Origin of the sequence: Aliiglaciecola sp. 2_MG-2023 (assembly GCF_030548145.1) — a bacterium.
Classification (GTDB): Bacteria; Pseudomonadota; Gammaproteobacteria; order Enterobacterales; family Alteromonadaceae; genus Aliiglaciecola; species Aliiglaciecola lipolytica_A.
In genome coordinates, this window is sequence record NZ_JAUORY010000024.1 from 1 (window position 1) to 18672 (window position 18672).

Consider the following 18672-nt stretch of genomic DNA (forward strand, 5'->3'; position numbering starts at 1 on the left):
TGCTACGGTTCGTTGTAGGCGCTGGCTTTAGCCCCGCGATTAGCAATTTAACATCCATGGCCTAAAGGCCATGCTACAGTGTGTTGTAGGCGCTGGCTTTAGCCCCGCGATTAGCAATTTAACATCCATGGCCTAAAGGCCATGCTGCGGTTTGTTGTAAGCGCTGGCTTTAGCCCCGCGATTGCCAATTTAACACCCATGGCCTAAAGGCCATGCTACGGTGTGTTGTAGGCGCAGGCTTTAGCCCTGCATTTCATTTCTGCGAGGACAAAAAAGCAAAAACCCGCAACAAGTGCGGGTTTTTTAATGTGGCGGATAGCGAGGGATTCGAACCCCCGGTACGTTTGACCGTACGTCTGATTTCAAGTCAGGTGCATTAAACCGAGCTCTGCCAGCTATCCGAATTTTGTACTTCTTTAGCGAATTGAACTATTTGCTTTAGAGCTAAATTGTTCTGCGCTTCCGAAGTGGGGCGAATATTAATGACCTTTTTGCAGCTTGTAAAGAGGATAACGCAAATTTTTATTCAAACGCTCTTTCTTTGTCCGATTTGTTCGCTATTTCGACAATATATGGCTTGTTACAAAGAGTTGATACGATAATACTTGAAAAAGTGAACCAAACACCATACAAATAGACTAATTAAACAATACTATAGCAATTTGCTAAGTCACTCACTTTTATATGCCTATTGGAGGTTTTTTATGGATCAAGATCGTTATGTTCATGTAGACAGGGTTGGTTCTCGCCCGTCAGTATTGGAAACCAATAAGGTTCTCCGCAATACTTACATGTTGTTAGCAATGACATTAGCGTTTAGTGCAGTTTGTGCAGGCGCAGCAATGGCCATGGGGCTTGGCCAAGGCGCAGCAATGATTATGAGTCTGGCAGCTTTGGTAATGATATTTTTCTTAAATAAAGTTGAAAACAGCTCAAGTGGAATTTTGTTTGTTTTTGCTTTTACTGGTTTATTAGGTGGCTCTTTAGGGCCAATGCTTAACTATTATTTAGCATTCCCTGGTGGCCCAGCACTAATAATGCAAGCTTTAGGTACTACTGCGTTAGTATTTTTTGGTTTATCAGCTTATGTATTAACTACCAAGAAAGATTTTTCCTTTATGGGTGGTTTTTTGATGGTAGGTTTAATCGTTGCTGTAGTAGCGAGTCTTGCTAACCTTTTCTTAGGTATACCAGTACTAAGTTTAGCCATTAGCGCAGCCATTGTGTTCATCATGTCTGGACTAATTTTATTTGATACAAGTAGAATTGTTAATGGTGGTGAAACGAATTACATTCGCGCGACTGTTTCAATGTACTTAAACATCTATAACTTATTCACGTCAATTTTGCACTTACTAGGTGCTTTTGGCGGCGACGATTAATATTTTTTGATATGCTAAAACACCTCAGCTTTGCTGGGGTGTTTTTTTATGTGGCAACTAATGTCACCGTTAATATGGGATCATTTATTTGGCTAGCTTCTGCATAATAGTTACTTCTTCCCCACTTGAATCTCAGGACTGCTACAGTGCCTATCGTTTTGTTCAAGCCGCGATCGAAGATGGACATAGTATCTCTGGCGTTTTCTTTTACCAATCAGGTGTAGAGCTTGCCAATTCATTTCAAACAATGCTTTCTGATGAATTAGCAATTTACCCTAAATGGTGTGAATTAGCAGATAAACACACTATTCCTTTACAAGTGTGTGTAACAGCAGCCAATCGACGGGGAATTTTAAGTGAACAAGACGCGCTACAAAATGACACACCTGCTCTATTCAATCTTAATCCTCCTTTTCAATCCGTGGGTATTGGCGAGCTAGTTAGCATGCTGAATGAAAGTGACAGGAGTATTCAATTTTGAAGTCTCTGGCAATCATTAATCAAACCGGACCAATGAACAACAATGCTGGACAAGAGTCGGTGGATTTAGTTTTAGCATCAGCAAGTTTTGGCCAATTCGTCAGCGTATTCTTTATTGATGATGGCGTGTTTCAGTTACTTACAAATCAAAATCCAGGAGAGTTAGAGCATAAGCATTTTGCAAAAAGCTTCGGTGCTTTTGAGTTTTATGATGTTGAAAATATTTTTGTGTGTAAAGAAAGTTTAGAAAAACGGGGGCTTGATAAAGCTCAGTTAAATGTAAGTTGTCAGCTATTAACGCCTTCAGAGTTAAATGCCCAGCTTCAAAAATCCGATAACATAATTACTTTGTCATGATCCTACATAAATTTTCAGTAAGTCCATTTTCCAATACTAATCTAGAAAATGCGCTGTCACGTATCGATGCTAATGACGGCATATTATTGATGCAAGACGCAGTCTATGCATTAAATTCAGCTCCTATCTGTGAGCAACTATCGCAGCGCACAAAAAATCTGTATGCCCTTGAACCTGACTGCATAGCTAGAGGTATCCAGTGTAACGAATTTCCAATTCTCATGATTGACTATAATAGTTTTGTCGCCTTAACACTTGATTACGATAACTTAATATCTTGGTAGTAGAATAAATGGAACATTACATCGAGTTTAACAATAAAAAAATTGCCACTGATAAAATGGGGTACCTATTATCTGTAGATGATTGGGAGCCTGAATTAGCCGAAGTCATTGCAGCTAAAGAGAATATCGAATTAGACGAAAATCGCTGGCAAGTAGTGACATTTGTGCGGAACTTTTATTTGGAATTTAACACCAGCCCTGCCATTCGCGCATTAGTAAAAGCCATGGCCAACGAATATGGTCCTGATAAAGGCAATAGTCGCTACTTACAGCGTTTATTTCCTAAAGGTCCCGCTAAACAAGCTACCAAGATTGCTGGGCTGCCAAAACCAGCAAAGTGTTTGTAATCAAATTGGCTAAAAAGAGAATGCAGCATGAATCATACTGCATTCTGAACTATTAGCTAACGGTGATTACTTCAACGCCATTCATATAAGGAATTAACACTTTAGGAATGGTCACTGAGCCATCTTGCTGCTGATAATTCTCTAGAATCGCTACCAGCGTTCGTCCTACGGCTAAACCAGAACCATTTAGGGTATGCAATAACTCTGGCTTATTAGTTTCAGGATTACGATATCTGGCCTGCATTCTACGCGCTTGGAAATCCAACATATTAGAACACGAAGAAATTTCACGATAGGTATTCTGTGCTGGTAACCACACTTCTAAATCATAGGTTTTACAAGAACCGAATCCCATATCGCCAGTACACAGCAACATTTTACGATAAGGCAACTCTAGCAATTGCAGCACTTTCTCAGCGTGACCTGTCAACTCTTCCAACGCATCAAATGAATCTTCCGCCTTGACTAACTGCACCATTTCAACTTTATCGAATTGGTGATTTCGAATTAACCCTTTGGTATCTCTACCATATGAACCCGCTTCACTTCGAAAACACGGAGTATGCGCTGTTAACTTTATAGGTAATTCATTGGCACTGAAGATTTCATCGCGAGCGGTGTTCGTTAAAGGCACCTCTGCGGTAGGAATTAGGGACAAGCCCTGCCCCTCTTCAGTGGCCGGCATAGTATGAAATGCATCTTCTTTAAACTTAGGAAATTGTCCGGTGCCGAACATACTTGCTTCGTTAACTAAGTATGGTACGTACATTTCAGTATAACCATGCTCAGTAGTGTGCAAATCTAACATAAACTGAGTTAACGCTCGGTTTAAGCGAGCTATTTGTCCACGCATCACAACAAAACGCGAACCAGAAAGTTTCACCCCAGTTTCAAAGTCTAAGCCTTTAGCCAGTTTTTCCGCCACATCTACGTGATCATTCACCTCAAAATCGAACTCTCGTGGTGTTCCCCAACGACTGACTTCCACATTTTGGTCTTCATTGCTTCCGACAGGAACGGATTCATCAGGCAGGTTTGGAATCCCTTGAGACCAAGCGGCAATTTCTTCTAGCAATTCAGCTAACTCAGATTTTGCAGCATCAAGATCGTCGCCTAATTTTCCCACTTCAGCTAACAGCGGAGCGATATCTTGACCAGATGCTTTCGCTTTACCAATAGATTTGGAACGAACGTTACGCTCGTTTTGCAATTCTTGGGTATGCATTTGCAACGCTTTTCGACGTTCTTCCAATGCATTAAATGCTTCTACATCAAGGGTGAAACCACGACTTTTTAATTTTTCGGCGGTTGCGTTTATATCGTTACGTAAGTATTTTGGATCTAACATTTGTTAATTCTTAACCTTTAACCAATTGCGTACCTAACCATGCTGCCATCAAGCAACAGGTTATATTTAAAAAGATATTTAAGATCCCTTTCAACCAAAGCCCTTGCTGCATAAGCAACAAAGTATCCACAGAGAACGTTGAGAAGGTAGTAAAAGCACCGAGTAAACCGATACCAATTGCAGTTCGCCATAACACTATTTCTATTTGGCCGTGTTCAATTAACGCGTACACCAAACCAAGAAAAAACGAACCAACCACATTGACCAGCAGTGTACCAAAAGGAAAGCCTTTACCAAACCATTGCAGCATCATTTGTGAAAGAAAAAAGCGCATGCACGCACCAACTGCCCCACCTGCAGCGATATAACTATAAATAGCGATACTGTGCGTCATTAATTGCCCTTTTACTGTTTACCATCTAAATCTTTTAGGAAACGTAATTTAGCCTTAATTTTTGTCTCAAGTCCACGTTCAACTGGTTGATAATACTCAGTATCGGGCATTTCTTCAGGAAAATAATTTTCACCGGCAGCATATGCGTGGGGTTCATTGTGGGCATAACGATAATCTTTGCCGTACCCCAAATCAGCCATTATCTTAGTAGGAGCATTCCGTAAATGTGCCGGTACTGGATAATCAGGCTTGTCTTTTACATCAGCCATGGCCGCTTTGAATGCGGTGTAAACGGCGTTACTTTTTGCAGCACAAGCACAATAAATAGTGGCTTGCGCAATGGCTCTTTCGCCTTCCGCTGCACCCACCCTATGGTAGATATCCCATGCATTTAGGCAAACCTGCATGGCTCTGGGATCGGCATTGCCAATATCTTCAGTGGATATCGCTAAAAGTCGCCTTGCTACTGCTAATGCGTCGCCACCGGCGGTTAATATTCTGGCGTACCAATACAAAGCACCATCAGCAGAAGATCCTCGAACGGATTTATGAAACGCAGACAACATGTCATAAAATAGATCTCCTCCTTTATCAAATTGTGAGACTTTTTCTCCCACAGCTTGAGCGACGGTTTCAATATCAACAATGCCCTCTTGCGCAAAATCCACGCTTAGTTCTAAATAATTGAGCAATCGACGAGCGTCGCCGCCAGCCAATTCTATTAGGCGTTTTTGAGCAACTGCATCAATTTGAATCGTTTGATTGCCTAAACCATTCACTTTGTCTTTCAAAGCCTGTTCTATAACCTGTTGTAGGTCTTGATGACTTAATGCTTGTAGAACATAGACTCGGGCACGAGACAACAACGCATTATTTAGTTCAAAAGAAGGGTTTTCTGTGGTCGCACCAATAAATGTCACAGTGCCGTCTTCAATAAAAGGCAAAAACGCATCCTGCTGAGCTTTGTTGAAACGATGGACCTCGTCTACAAACAATATGGTACGTTTGCTTTTTACCGCGGCATGCTGCTTGGCGACTTCAATTGCACTGCGGATGTCTTTGACCCCTGAGGTAACCGCAGAAATGCGTTCAATGTGAGCGTCACAATGGCTAGCAATAATCTCGGCTAACGTTGTCTTACCGGTACCTGGTGGCCCCCACAGAATCATTGAATGACAATTGCCGTTCTCTAATGATTTTCGTAACGGTTTATTCGGACCGATAATGTGTTGTTGACCAACGTATTGGTCAACCGTTTTGGGCCGCATTTTGGCCGCTAAAGGTTCAAATGAGGGAGTATCGTTAAAATCCAATTCCATTTTTAGCGTTGATCGTCCAAATCAAAACCATCGGGAATGGTAAAAACGAATTGTTCATCACCGATATTAATATTCTGTTTTACATCTGAGAAAGTTAACTGGCTGGTTTGTTGTTGGCGATCGATAAAACTCAACTGACTCAGCTGATTATTTTCAAATTTTAATTTTAATTCGCTAATTTGCGATTCTGGCGATATTGCAATAATACTGTACACATCATTATCAGCGTAAGTAATAGTAAATTCTGACCACTGCTCATTGCTTGGATTGGTCAATAATACGATGGGGTTGTTGGACACAGAATCGGCTTGGTTAATCGCTGTTACTTGTTCAACAAAAGGGTCTGAATACCATAGTGTTGTGCCATCAGCGACCATCAGGTTTTCATCAGGAGAATTCACCTGCCAAATCATTAAGTTGGGTTGTTTCAATGTCATTTGACCGGAGGATTCTTGCACTAGTTCCCCCTGTCCATCAGTAACTTTTTGTTCGAATGCAGCAGTAAAGGTTTTTAACGATAGTAATTTCTGTTTTAAATTTTCACTGGCATCTGGACTATCGCCTTGGTTCCCATGAGCGACGCTGATACTCGAAAGCATCAAAATTCCGACAAATACGCAGTATGACTTGATTAATTTACTTCTCATTTTGATTAATCCTTTGGTGGCGGTGGTGCTAAAACTTCACGAGTACCATTGTGACCCGCAGCACTTACGACGCCACTTTGTTCCATTTGTTCAACTAATCTTGCTGCGCGATTGTAACCAATTCTGAATTTTCGCTGCACACTGGAAACAGATGCCCGTCTAGATTCAGTAATAAACGCCACGGCTTCATCGTAAAACGCATCAAATTCCTGATCGGCTCCCTCTGGTTGCTCTCCAGGCAGCAAAACTTCTGCACTGCTTTCACCATTGAGTATTTCATCAATATAATTAGGTTCGCCCCGTTTCTTCCAATCTGCAACCACGGCATGTACTTCGTGATCATCAACAAAGGCTCCGTGTACCCGTGTGGGTACGCCTGTGCCAGGAGGTAAATACAACATATCCCCCATTCCCAACAACGACTCTGCTCCTTGTTGATCTAAGATGGTACGAGAATCAATTTTCGACGACACCTGAAAGGCAATACGGGTGGGAATATTGGCTTTAATTAGTCCAGTAATAACATCCACTGAAGGACGTTGTGTGGCAAGCACTAAGTGAATTCCTGCTGCCCTCGCCTTTTGCGCGATTCGAGCAATCAGTTCTTCCACTTTTTTCCCAACAATCATCATCATGTCGGCAAATTCATCAACCACAACGACAATGGCTGGCAATTTTTCTAAATCGGGGGCAACGGTTTCCATACTTTCTTCGAATCGCCACAGTGGATCTTTGATAGGTTGTCCGTCTTCGATAGCTTGTTTAATTTTCGCGTTGTAGCCTTTAAGATTTCTAACTCCTAAAGCTGACATCAATCGATAACGACGTTCCATCTCGCCTACACACCATCTTAATGCATTCGCCGCTTCTTTCATGTCAGTTACCACTTCAGACAACAAATGCGGGATGCCTTCATAGACCGAGAGCTCTAGCATCTTAGGATCAATCATTATCATACGCACATCTTCTGGAGATGATTTGTACAACAAACTGAGGATCATCACGTTGACCCCTACCGACTTACCGGACCCTGTGGTACCTGCAACTAATAAATGTGGCATTTTAGCTAAGTCCACAATCACAGGTTTACCCGATATATCGGCACCTAACACCATAGTCAGTGGCGAATCGTTGCCTTGGAAAGCTTGGCATGCGATAACCTCACTTAAACGTACCATGTCTCTATTTTTGTTCGGCAACTCTAATCCAATAACTGATTTGCCGGGGATAACTTCAACCACCCGAACGGACATTGCCGACATAGCACGAGCTAAATCTTTAGATAAGGCGGTAATTCGACTGACTTTCACGCCAGGTGCAAGGTCCAACTCAAAGCGCGTAATAACCGGACCTGGAAAAACTCCCACTACTTTAGCTTCAATATTAAAATCTAATAATTTTTCTTCCACTAGGCGGGAAACTATATCCAATTCTTCTTGGGTAATGGGGTTTTTAACTTTGTCAGCACGTTCTAACAAGTCAAATGAAGGTAACGGGCCTAAAGAATCATCGACCTCCCCTACTGGTTTTGCATTGCCATTTAAATGAGGTGCTGTGGTGTTTTGTGTTTGTTTAGGTATAGTTTCAGCTTGAATATCAGCCGTGGGCTCTGCCTTAAACGGTTCTGGTTGCTCGGTGTTTTGTTTTTCTTTTTTACCGGTTATTTTCTTTTTAAGCTCAGACACCGACAAAATACTGGGTTTAGGCTCAGGTTTAGGTTGTTCAAATATTTCTTCAGGAATAGTAATCGTTGGCTCTACGGGAGTGGCTCGTTCAGCGGCCTTAAATGTAGTGATCTCTACGTCATTATCACTTGTTTCATTGCTAGCTGATTTAAAAGTTAACCTTGCAATAGGACTTTGTTGAATTAGTTTTGGAGTGCGATATAAAAACAATCCCGACAAAATAGTTACTTCACCTAACTTATCGACGACCGTCACTAAGGAAATGCCAGTGACCAAGGTTATCCCCGTCAACAAAAAGCACAGTAACAGTAATGTAGTACCAACTAAACTAAAGTAAGGAATTAACGAACTACTGATTACGTCTCCAATCATACCACCGGCAGAAAAATGGAAAATATCATCAAAGTTGATACTCAAAATACCTGAAATACCCACTAAAAATAATATTGAGCCAATAATACGTAAGCCAATCGTTAAATAATCAATTTGTTCAATGCGTTTAACTTGCTGAAATAAAAACCAGCCAGTAAAGGCTATTATAAACGGCAAAATATACGCGAAGCGGCCAAAACTAAAAAATAGCACATCGGCAAACCAAGCACCTATAGGCCCTACCCAATTATGGATATTTCCTTGAAATCCAGCCTGAGACCAACTCGGGTCAGCACTATTAAAAGATGCTAAAGCAAGCAGAATAAAAAATGCGAAGGCACATGATAAAATCATGCCCACTTCCATTATTCGTTGTATTCCAGATAGACGCGCCATAAAACTATAATTCAATTCTAGGTATTATTTTTCTACCCATACCTTACCAGTGACAGTGCCAAAATCCTAGTTAATGCTCTCCCATTGAGTGCTATTTACTTCAGATTGATTTTAATTTGAGCAGTATGCTTAACTTCTTCCATAACCACATAAGTTCGTGATTCGCTGACACCAGGTAAACGCAATAATGTATCCCCTAGTAATTTTCGATAACTAGACATATCCGCGACTCTAGCTTTAAGTAAAAAATCAAAGTTGCCAGAAACTAGATGGCATTCTTGAATATCATCATGTTTTCTCACCGCCGTAGAAAATTCTTCGAAAATATCCACACTGGTTTTGCTTAACGTAATTTCCACAAAAACTAACATTGCAGCGCCTAACTTTTGTGGATCAAGTTTTGCGTAATAACCTGTGATATACCCTTGTTGTTCTAAACGCTTAACCCTTTCTAGACAAGGGCTGGCGCTTAATCCAACGGATTTAGCCAAATCGACATTTGAAATTTTTCCATTTTTTTGTAATTCAATCAGGATGTTACGATCGATTCTGTCGAGGTGTTTTGGGGTTTTTACCAGCATTATTTAAAACCGCATATCATTAATTTATCAGTATAATATACCGCATAACGCATAAAAACAGAACAAAAGTTTTTTTAATCTCGCATATACTGCGTGCCTATTCTTGCAATTCAAAAGGTTGGGTTAAAAATGCTAATTGGAGTTCCTAAGGAAATTAAAAATCATGAGTACCGTGTTGGATTAACACCTGCTGCGACAAAAGAGTTTGTCACACATGGCCACGAAGTACTGATAGAAAACAATGCTGGCGCTTCAATAGGGTTTGATAATGATCAGTATATTGCTGCTGGTGCGGTAATTATTGACACAGCAGAAGAAATCTTTGCCCGTGCAGAAATGATTGTGAAAGTAAAAGAGCCACAACCTAACGAATGTAAAATGCTTCGTGAAGGCCAGACCCTTTATACTTACTTGCATCTAGCACCTGATCCAACGCAAACGGAGCTATTAGTTGCATCTGGCGCAACCTGTATCGCCTATGAAACGGTTACAGACAATAGAAACGGTTTACCTCTTTTGGCTCCGATGAGTGAAGTTGCCGGCAGAATGTCTGTACAAGCAGGCGCTCATTATCTTGAAAAAGCACAAGGTGGTAGCGGCACACTACTTGGTGGTGTTCCAGGCGTAGCTCCAGGTAAAGTACTAGTAATTGGTGGTGGTGTTGTGGGCACTAATGCTGCCAAAATGGCAATTGGCCTTGGTGCTGATGTCACAATTTTAGATCGTTCATTAACTCGTTTACGCGAATTAGACGATATTTTTGCTAACCAAGTGAAAACCGTCTATTCAACCATAGATGCAATAGATTACTATTCGTCAAAAGCCGATTTGGTCGTTGGAGCAGTCTTAATTCCAGGAGCGGCAGCACCTAAACTACTTAGCAAAGAACATATTGCTAACATGAAAGAGGGTTCAGTTGTGGTTGATGTGGCAATAGATCAAGGTGGCTGTTTTGCAACCTCAAAAGCTACAACTCATCAAGATCCTGTCTACATCGTTGATGGTGTTGTCCATTACTGCGTTGCTAATATGCCCGGTGGCGTAGCAAGAACATCAACTATGGCATTGAATAATGCAACACTACCTTTCGGTTTGGCATTAGCCAATAAAGGACCAAAACAAGCAATGCTTGATGATGTTCACTTGTTAAATGGATTGAATGTCCATAAAGGCAAAGTAACATATAAAGCAGTGGTTGACGCCTTAGGTAAAGAGTTAAATCTAGAATATATGGACGCACGTGCAGCACTAGAAATGTAATATTGACTATTACACGTCACACACAAAAAAGCTGCTTTTAAAGCAGCTTTTTTATTGTTTCCAATTTAATCACTCTAAGCAACTGATAGATTAATATCCAATAACGCTCTTAGAGGATCGGCAGCCTGAGTAATTGGTCGGCCAATAACCATGTAATTAACCCCTGCTAATATTGCTTCAGGAGGTGTCATCACTCGCTGTTGGTCACCTTTATCAGACCCTAAAGGTCGAATACCGGGAGTAACCAATAGAAAATCTTTATCTAAGGAGCTTCTCAGAATCGGGGCTTCTTGTGCGGAACACACTACCCCATCTAACCCACAATTTTTTGTCAGCTTAGCCAGTCTTAAAACCTGTTGCTCAGGAGAATCTTTTATTCCAATTGCATTAAGTTGACTCTGTTCCATACTGGTGAGCACTGTCACTGCTATCAGTTTAGGTTGGTCCGGCCCTAGTGTAGCTAGTTGAGTTTTGGCGTTTTCCATCATTTTAGGACCACCGGAAGCATGCACATTTAACATCCATACTCCCAAGTCGGCCGCTGCCAAACATGCTTTGCCGACAGTGTTTGGAATGTCATGGAATTTAAGATCTAGAAAAACATCAAACCCCCTGTTAACTAATTCCTTTACAAACTCAGGACCAAAATAGGTAAACATTTCTTTACCGATCTTTAATTTGCATAAATTACTATCAAGTTGGCTAACTAAATTTAATGCTTTGGCCCTGTTATCAAAATCTAATGCAACTATGACTCTTGTATCACTCATAAATCGACTATTCTCCGTCTAACCCTTTAATTGGTTTTACCACACCCCATTTCTTACATGATGGACACAACCAATGTATTTGACGTCCGGAAAAACCGCAACTCAAACAACGATACTTTGGCCGCATTTTAATTTGTTCTTCTACCAATCCTTTAACCATTGTCAGACTCTCACGGGTTTTATCGTCGACTTCGTCTTCAATAAAAAAGCCCATCAGGGTTTTAAAGCCTTTCATGGTTGGCGTTTTTTTCAATTGGTCGAACAATACCGTTTCCGCAGTCTCAGTATTCTCTTTTTTAGCTAACAATTTCACTTTTGCTAAATACGAAGTCGCACATTGCTGCCAATATAAATCTAAAACCGCTTCTAATTGAGCATCATTATTGAGCTTCTCAGCACATTGTTCTAGTTTAGGTACTGCTTCGCTAAACCAACTGATGTCGCGAACAGGCACTTCTTTTAAATAATCGAAGGCTTTTTGATAATCACCCTGTTGAATGGATAGATCGCCTAAAATCAACCAAGGCCTTACCCCGTGTTCATAAGCCGCAATTGCTTTTTGTAGCGATTTTTCAGCTGTTTCATATTTCTCTTGTTTGATCATTTTTAATGCTTGTTCACAATAAAAATGAGAAATACGTATACACAATTCATCGCTATCACCGTGACAATCCATCATACGCTCACCAAGCTCTATCGCTCTATCCCACTCTTTTGTAGTTTGATAGATGCTAAATAGATGCTGTTGGGCGTCTAGGAAATGTTTATCACTGTCCAATAATTCTAAAAAGGCATTTTCGGCGCGCTCTAAAAAGCCCGCCATCATATAATCTTTACCAAGCTCTCGTAGCGCTTGTCTATTTTGTGATTCGGACAATTCTTGTTTACTAACCAAATTCTGGTGCACACGAATAGCACGATCTAACTCACCACGATGTCTGAAGAAATTTCCCATAGCTATATGAGTTTCAACGGTATCACTGTCTAAGCTCATCATTTTCATTAATGTATCAACCGCTTTATCTGGTTGATCAGACAATAAAAAGTTTAAACCTTTAAAGTAATGTCGAGAGAGAATACTGGATTGTTTGCGCTGTGCTTGACGGACGCTATTGCGTCCCATGACATAACCATAACCAGCAGCAACAGGAAGTAATAAAAAAAGTAATTCAAGCATCCAGATTAACTACTTGCAATGTCAGTTGTGCGATTACGTTTCTGTAACCGATTGATGCGCCATTTTAATTTAAGCCAAACAAGTGTGAAAACTAACGAGCTAAATATTACGCCGGCAGCAAAAAAAGACATTAATAAAATTGAGAGGCGCATTTCCATGGTACCCATTAAATAATCAAACATCACGGCTTGATCATTTTTTGCACCTAAAAGTGATGCTACCAGCATGATAATAATGAAAATGATAACGATCAGGAATATTTTCAATCTTAAACCTCAAATTGTTAAGGAAAAAACGCTTATTAAGCGGTATCAAAGCTTATAGTACAAAACTATGTACCTAGTTGTCACCCAAACAAAAACGGCACTCTAAAAAGAGTGCCGTTTTTTTAAAATAAAATAATCTTAATGTGCCAGACCTTCGTTAACACGTTCACGCAATTCCTTACCAGGTTTAAAGTGAGGAACGTATTTACCTTCCAGTTTAACCGTTTCACCTGTTTTAGGGTTACGGCCAACGCGAGGAGCACGAAAATGCAACGAGAAACTACCAAAGCCACGTATCTCTATGCGATCACCCTTTTGAAGGGTTTGCGCCATTTGCTCTAGCATCTCTTTAATTGCAGACTCAACATCCTTAGCAGGAACGTGACGAGCTTTATCGGCGAGCCTTTCAATAAGTTCTGATTTAGTCATTAGAAATCTCCGTTAATCAAAAATACTTTACCGATGAGACTGACAATCAGGCACTTTGGTTCAAGTGCCTGAGCATAAGTTTTATTCTTCGCCTTTAGCAGCTTTGAATGCTTCGGCCATCGCGTTAGCAAATCCAGCATCATCTGGCTGTTGATTTACTTTTTCGATAGCTTCTTTCTCGTCTGCTTGGTCTTTCGCTTTAACCGACAAGTTAACGATACGGTTCTTACGATCTACGCCCATAAATTTGGCTTCAAGATCATCACCTACATTAACAACTTCAGAAGCATCTTCTAAACGTTCAACTGTCAAATCACCAACACGAACGTAACCATCTACTTCTTCTGCCAAGTTAACCGTAACACCTTTAGCGTCTACAGCGGTAACCTTACCAGTAACGATAGCACCTTTCTTGTTATCTGTCAGATACTTATTGAACGGATCTTCTTCAATCTGTTTAACACCTAGTGAAATACGCTCGCGCTCTGGGTCGACTTGCAATACCACAGCTGAGATTTCATCACCTTTCTTGTATTCACGAACAGCGTCTTCGCCAGTCTTATTCCAAGAAATGTCAGACAAGTGAACTAGTCCGTCGATGCCGCCGTCAAGACCGATGAAGATACCGAAGTCAGTGATAGATTTGATCTTACCGCTAACTTTATCGTTCTTCTCGTGAGACTTAGCAAATTCTTCCCAAGGGTTAGCTTTACATTGCTTAAGACCTAGAGAAATACGACGACGTTCTTCGTCAATTTCAAGAACCATAACTTCAACAACATCACCTAGGTTAACAACCTTAGATGGGTGGATGTTTTTGTTAGTCCAATCCATTTCAGAAACGTGAACCAAACCTTCAACACCGTCTTCGATTTCAACAAAACAACCGTAGTCAGTAAGGTTAGTAACCGCACCTGATAATTTAGAACCTTCAGGGTAACGGTTAGCAATTTCTTGCCAAGGATCGCTGCCCATTTGTTTCATACCAAGAGAAACACGAGACTTCTCTTTGTCGAACTTCAATACTTTAACGTTAATTTCGTCACCAACGTTAACGATTTCACTTGGGTGCTTAACGCGTTTCCAAGCCATATCAGTAATGTGAAGTAGACCGTCTACACCGCCTAGGTCAACGAATGCACCGTAGTCAGTAAGGTTCTTAACGATACCTTTAACTTCATGGCCTTCTTCAAGGTTAGCAAGTATTTGATCACGTTCTGCGCTGCTTTCAGCTTCGATAACAGCACGACGAGAAACTACAACGTTGTTACGTTTAGCATCTAACTTGATAACTTTAAATTCTAATTCTTTACCTTCAAGGTGAGTTGTGTCGCGAACTGGGCGAACATCAACCAATGAACCAGGCAAGAATGCGCGCACTGTATTCACTTCAACAGTAAAGCCACCTTTGACTTTGCCATTGATAACACCAATGATGGTTTCTTTTTCTTCGTAAGCTTTTTCAAGTTCTACCCAAGCTTCATGACGCTTAGCTTTTTCTCTGGATAGAATAGTCTCACCAAAACCGTCTTCAACCGCGTCTAAAGCAACATCTACTGTGTCGCCAATGGCTACTTCAAGGACGCCTTCAGCGTTTTTGAATTGCTCTACGGGAATTGCGCTTTCAGATTTAAGACCTGCATCAACAAGAACAATGTCTTTATCAATTGATACGATAGTACCTTTAACGATGGCACCAGGACGTGTTTCAAGTTCTTTTAAACTTTCTTCAAATAAATCAGCAAAATTTTCAGTCATAGATTACTTTAATAGTTACTTTTAAGTGTATCCACGAAAAATCCGATTAACGTGGGGTTGTTGTTCATAACCAGATTAATCCGTTATCTGGCGGGTAGAGCAATTAAAGAGCGCATTGGACACTAAGTTTTGAACCAACAAATTCTTTAACCTTTTCAAGCACTTGCTCTACATTTAAGTGTGTAGAATCAAGCACTAATGCGTCATCAGCAGGTACCAACGGAGCAACACTTCGGTTAGCGTCTCGCTCGTCTCTTGCTTTGATATCGGTTAAAAGGCGCGCAATATTAACATCATGCCCCTTATCTTTCAACTGATTGTATCGTCTCTGGGCCCTTTCATCTGCACTAGCCGTTAGGAATATTTTGGCTTCTGCGTTAGGAAATACTACGGTTCCCATATCACGACCATCGGCAACTAAACCTGGCTCTTCTCGAAAAGCACGTTGACGTCTTAATAATGCTTCGCGAATACGCGGTAAAGAAGCTACTTTAGAAGCAATACTGCCTACCTCTTCAGTGCGAATTTCATGGGTTACATCTTCGCCTTCAAGGATGACTTTACTGTCTTTGTTAGTGGTATTGAAGTTAACATCTAGACTACTGGCTAGAGGAAGCAGAGCATCTTCATCGTCAGGTTCAATTTGATGATGGATCGCGGCAATCGCTAAAACACGATATATCGCGCCACTATCAAGGAAGTTCCAGCCTAGTGTTTTGGCCAATAACGCGCTCACTGTTCCCTTTCCTGCACCGCTAGGACCATCGATAGTGATGACTGGTGATACTTGCATGTGCTCTCCTGAGCTGAGTTAAAAATCGGGCGGAATTATACTCGTTAACGAAACATAAGCAATGCAAGCTATCTAATTAGCAATTAACACATTGATTTTAAACATAATTTTAACATTTCGTTTAATAATAAAGATAACCAAGAGATGACACTAGCCATCTCTGATTCTGGCAACTAGAAAATATTAGTCACTAATGCTGGCAAATCGTTCAAAGTAGTCTGGGAACGTTTTAGCCGTACAACCTGGATCATTTATCACCACAGCAGTATCGCTTAAAGCAACGAGTGAAAAGCACATAGCCACACGATGGTCATTGTAAGTATCAATTTCCGCTTCTTGTAATTTTGCCGGAGCAGTAACCTCAATAAAGTCATGACCTTCTTTTACTTCTGCACCTAATTTGCGCAGTTCAGTAGCCATTGCTGCTAAACGGTCAGTCTCTTTAACCCGCCAATTATAAATATTCGTCATTTTGGTGGTGCCAGTGGCAAACAATGCAGTAGTCGCGATTGTCATAGCGGCATCGGGAATATGATTCATGTCCATATCAATGGCAGTTAATGGTGCTCCTGTAACTTCGATAAAGTCATCACCCCAAGTCACTTTTGCGCCCATAGCGGAAAGCACATCCGCAAATTTAATATCACCTTGAATGCTTTTAGCGCCCACACCTGTCACTTTTACCGTGCCGCCCTTGATAGCACCGGCGGCTAAAAAGTAAGACGCTGATGAAGCATCACCTTCCACCAAGAATGAGCCTGGCGATTGATAAGTTTGATTACCTGTTATTTTAAAACTCTGATAGTTGTCATTTTCAACGGTAACCCCAAACTTGGCCATGGTATCTAGGGTAATATCAATATAAGGTTTAGAGACCAATTCGCCAATAATATCAATTTGACTGTCATCAGAAAATAACGGTGCAGCCATAAGTACTGCGGTTAAAAACTGACTAGACACACTGCCATCGACTTGGATTTTGCCACCTGAAAGAGCTTTCCCTTTAATATGTAACGGTGGATATCCATCACTTTTTAGGTAGCTTATTTCAGCGCCAGCCTGAGATAGCGCATCAACCAATGCACCAATTGGACGCTCCTCCATACGAGGTTCACCGGTAAGAACGTATTCGCCATTTGAGGCAGCTAGTGCTGCGCACAACGGACGCATAGCTGTGCCTGCATTACCTAAAAACATTTCTATCTTACTATCGGTATTGAAGACGCCATTATTACCTTGGACAATACACTGAGTTTTATCGTCACTAAGTTGATAAGCAACTCCCAACAGGCTCAATGCATCCAGCATATGCCGGATATCATCGCTATCGAGTAAATTAGTTAGCGTGGTTTCACCTTTTGCTAAAGCTGCCAATAAAAGAGCGCGATTAGATAAACTCTTTGAGCCTGGAACATTCACCGTACCTTGTACTTTGGAAATAGGCTCAAGTCTTAGTTGTTGCATGTTTTATCCGTTCCTTTTAGCAAAATCATTCATAAAGTCTATCAACGCTTTTACCCCTTCGATTGGCATCGCGTTGTATATACTGGCACGCATCCCTCCAACAATTCGGTGACCTTTTAATGCTTTCAAACCAGCAGCTTCGGACTCTTCTAAGAATAAAGCATCTAATTTTGTATCGGCTAAATGAAACGGCACATTCATGCGCGAACGATTTTGTACAGCCACGCTGTTTGAATAAAAATCGTTGCTATCTATCGCGCTATACAACAGATCAGACTTTTGTTTATTACGCTTTTCAATCTCAGCAACACCGCCCATATCAAGCAACCACTCAAATACTAACCCAGCCAAATACCAAGCAAATGTTGGCGGCGTGTTGTACATAGAATCGTGTTTTGCGATCAAACCGTAATTAAGAATGGAAGGGGTTTCCACACGAGCTTTGTCTAACATGCTGTTATGCACAATGACCACAGACAATCCCGAAGGACCAATGTTCTTTTGCGCTCCACCGTATATAACTGCATAGTTATTGACGTCAATTTGTTTGGACAGAATATTCGACGACATATCAGCGACAATAGGTACCCCTTGAGTATCAGGCACTTCGTTTATTTCAATACCTTCGACTGTTTCATTAGGACAGTAATGAAAGTACGCCGCTTTATCGTTTAACTGCCAATTACTTTGGGATTGCACTTGCGTTATGCCGTCTACCACTTCTACGCCACCCACGACATCAGCAGTTAAATAGTTTTGCGCTTCATTAACCGCACCTTTAGACCAAGAGCCGGTGACCAAATGATCAGCATGGTCACCCACTGCAGATAGATTCAAGGGTACAGCTGAAAACTGCCCTCTTCCGCCGCCATGGGTAAATAGTATTTGATAATCATCAGGAACTGCCAGTAGCTTGCGCAAATTATGAGTGGCACGCTCAGCAACCTCTATATAAGCTTTGCTGCGATGGCTCATTTCCATCACCGAGCACCCTTGATCTTGCCAATTAATAAACTCTTGTTGTGCTCGCAACATAACATCAGTAGGTAACATCGCAGGACCTGCACTGAAATTATAAGTAACTGCCATAATTTGATTTTCTCCCGAAAAAAAACGAGCGGAATAAGCCACTCGTTTTAAGTATGATTAAAAACTAGCGTTTA

At 41.0% G+C, this 18672-nt stretch carries 20 protein-coding genes and 1 tRNA gene; 6 read left to right on the plus strand and 15 right to left on the minus strand.

Annotated features, from left to right (window positions below; translation table 11 throughout):
* Positions 1-309: 309 nt before the first annotated feature.
* A tRNA-Ser gene (locus Q4567_RS18415) sits at positions 310-401 on the minus strand.
* A gap of 303 nt (positions 402-704) precedes the next feature.
* On the opposite strand from Q4567_RS18415, the gene Q4567_RS18420 reads away from it, so the two are divergent.
* From Q4567_RS18420 to Q4567_RS18440, 5 genes are all read left to right on the plus strand, one after another.
* A complete protein-coding gene (locus Q4567_RS18420; protein WP_216046677.1) occupies positions 705-1382 on the plus strand; it encodes a Bax inhibitor-1/YccA family protein in 678 nt (225 codons plus the stop codon).
* A gap of 88 nt (positions 1383-1470) precedes the next feature.
* Positions 1471-1863: a sulfurtransferase complex subunit TusD gene (gene tusD, locus Q4567_RS18425; protein WP_303501502.1), complete on the plus strand. Its 393-nt coding sequence runs from the start codon at positions 1471-1473 to the stop codon at positions 1861-1863.
* The gene (gene tusC, locus Q4567_RS18430) at positions 1860-2219 is read left to right on the plus strand and encodes a sulfurtransferase complex subunit TusC (protein ID WP_216046679.1); all 360 of its coding nucleotides are present in this window, start codon (positions 1860-1862) and stop codon (positions 2217-2219) included. The genes tusD and tusC overlap by 4 nt, the downstream gene beginning before the upstream one ends.
* Entirely contained in the window at positions 2216-2503 is a 288-nt protein-coding gene (tusB, locus tag Q4567_RS18435; RefSeq protein WP_303501505.1) for a sulfurtransferase complex subunit TusB, read from the plus strand. The genes tusC and tusB overlap by 4 nt, the downstream gene beginning before the upstream one ends.
* 8 nt (positions 2504-2511) lie before the next feature.
* A complete protein-coding gene (locus tag Q4567_RS18440) occupies positions 2512-2850 on the plus strand; it encodes a TusE/DsrC/DsvC family sulfur relay protein (protein ID WP_303501508.1) in 339 nt (112 codons plus the stop codon).
* 52 nt (positions 2851-2902) lie between these two features.
* Here the strand turns inward: Q4567_RS18440 and serS are convergent, their stop codons facing one another.
* The 6 genes from serS to lrp form a co-directional block, all read right to left on the minus strand.
* The gene (serS, locus tag Q4567_RS18445; protein ID WP_216046682.1) at positions 2903-4198 is read right to left on the minus strand and encodes a serine--tRNA ligase; all 1296 of its coding nucleotides are present in this window, start codon (positions 4196-4198) and stop codon (positions 2903-2905) included.
* A gap of 10 nt (positions 4199-4208) precedes the next feature.
* On the minus strand, positions 4209-4592 hold the full coding sequence (gene crcB, locus Q4567_RS18450; RefSeq protein ID WP_216046683.1) for a fluoride efflux transporter CrcB: 384 nt from the start codon (positions 4590-4592) through the stop codon (positions 4209-4211).
* A gap of 11 nt (positions 4593-4603) precedes the next feature.
* Positions 4604-5911, minus strand: coding sequence for a replication-associated recombination protein A (locus Q4567_RS18455; RefSeq protein WP_216046684.1), 1308 nt, complete (start codon positions 5909-5911; stop codon positions 4604-4606).
* A 2-nt stretch (positions 5912-5913) separates the two neighbouring features.
* Positions 5914-6558 carry an outer membrane lipoprotein chaperone LolA gene (gene lolA / locus Q4567_RS18460; protein WP_252728704.1) on the minus strand — a complete coding sequence of 215 codons (645 nt, stop codon included), beginning with the start codon at positions 6556-6558 and terminating at the stop codon, positions 5914-5916.
* Positions 6559-6563: 5 nt separating this feature from the next.
* The gene (locus Q4567_RS18465; protein ID WP_303501512.1) at positions 6564-9011 is read right to left on the minus strand and encodes a DNA translocase FtsK; all 2448 of its coding nucleotides are present in this window, start codon (positions 9009-9011) and stop codon (positions 6564-6566) included.
* Between the two features lie 95 nt (positions 9012-9106).
* On the minus strand, positions 9107-9592 hold the full coding sequence (gene lrp / locus Q4567_RS18470) for a leucine-responsive transcriptional regulator Lrp (protein ID WP_303501514.1): 486 nt from the start codon (positions 9590-9592) through the stop codon (positions 9107-9109).
* Between the two features lie 129 nt (positions 9593-9721).
* On the opposite strand from lrp, the gene ald reads away from it, so the two are divergent.
* Positions 9722-10852: an alanine dehydrogenase gene (ald, locus tag Q4567_RS18475; protein ID WP_216046687.1), complete on the plus strand. Its 1131-nt coding sequence runs from the start codon at positions 9722-9724 to the stop codon at positions 10850-10852.
* A 74-nt stretch (positions 10853-10926) separates the two neighbouring features.
* Here ald and pyrF read toward each other — a convergent pair whose 3' ends face one another.
* From pyrF to serC, 8 genes are all read right to left on the minus strand, one after another.
* Positions 10927-11622 (minus strand): orotidine-5'-phosphate decarboxylase, encoded by a 696-nt coding sequence (gene pyrF, locus Q4567_RS18480; RefSeq protein WP_303501517.1) that lies wholly within the window; start codon positions 11620-11622, stop codon positions 10927-10929.
* 7 nt (positions 11623-11629) lie between these two features.
* Positions 11630-12799 (minus strand): lipopolysaccharide assembly protein LapB, encoded by a 1170-nt coding sequence (gene lapB / locus Q4567_RS18485; protein WP_303501519.1) that lies wholly within the window; start codon positions 12797-12799, stop codon positions 11630-11632.
* A gap of 5 nt (positions 12800-12804) precedes the next feature.
* Positions 12805-13065, minus strand: a complete 261-nt coding sequence (locus tag Q4567_RS18490) for a lipopolysaccharide assembly protein LapA domain-containing protein (protein ID WP_216046690.1) — start codon at positions 13063-13065, stop codon at positions 12805-12807.
* 138 nt (positions 13066-13203) lie between these two features.
* Positions 13204-13494 (minus strand): integration host factor subunit beta, encoded by a 291-nt coding sequence (gene ihfB, locus Q4567_RS18495; RefSeq protein ID WP_216046691.1) that lies wholly within the window; start codon positions 13492-13494, stop codon positions 13204-13206.
* Between the two features lie 81 nt (positions 13495-13575).
* Positions 13576-15252, minus strand: a complete 1677-nt coding sequence (gene rpsA / locus Q4567_RS18500; RefSeq protein WP_216046692.1) for a 30S ribosomal protein S1 — start codon at positions 15250-15252, stop codon at positions 13576-13578.
* Between the two features lie 103 nt (positions 15253-15355).
* Positions 15356-16045, minus strand: coding sequence for a (d)CMP kinase (cmk, locus tag Q4567_RS18505; RefSeq protein ID WP_216046693.1), 690 nt, complete (start codon positions 16043-16045; stop codon positions 15356-15358).
* A gap of 183 nt (positions 16046-16228) precedes the next feature.
* Positions 16229-17509 (minus strand): 3-phosphoshikimate 1-carboxyvinyltransferase, encoded by a 1281-nt coding sequence (gene aroA, locus Q4567_RS18510; RefSeq protein WP_303501523.1) that lies wholly within the window; start codon positions 17507-17509, stop codon positions 16229-16231.
* Between the two features lie 3 nt (positions 17510-17512).
* Positions 17513-18598, minus strand: a complete 1086-nt coding sequence (gene serC / locus Q4567_RS18515; RefSeq protein WP_303501524.1) for a 3-phosphoserine/phosphohydroxythreonine transaminase — start codon at positions 18596-18598, stop codon at positions 17513-17515.
* Positions 18599-18672: the final 74 nt, after the last annotated feature.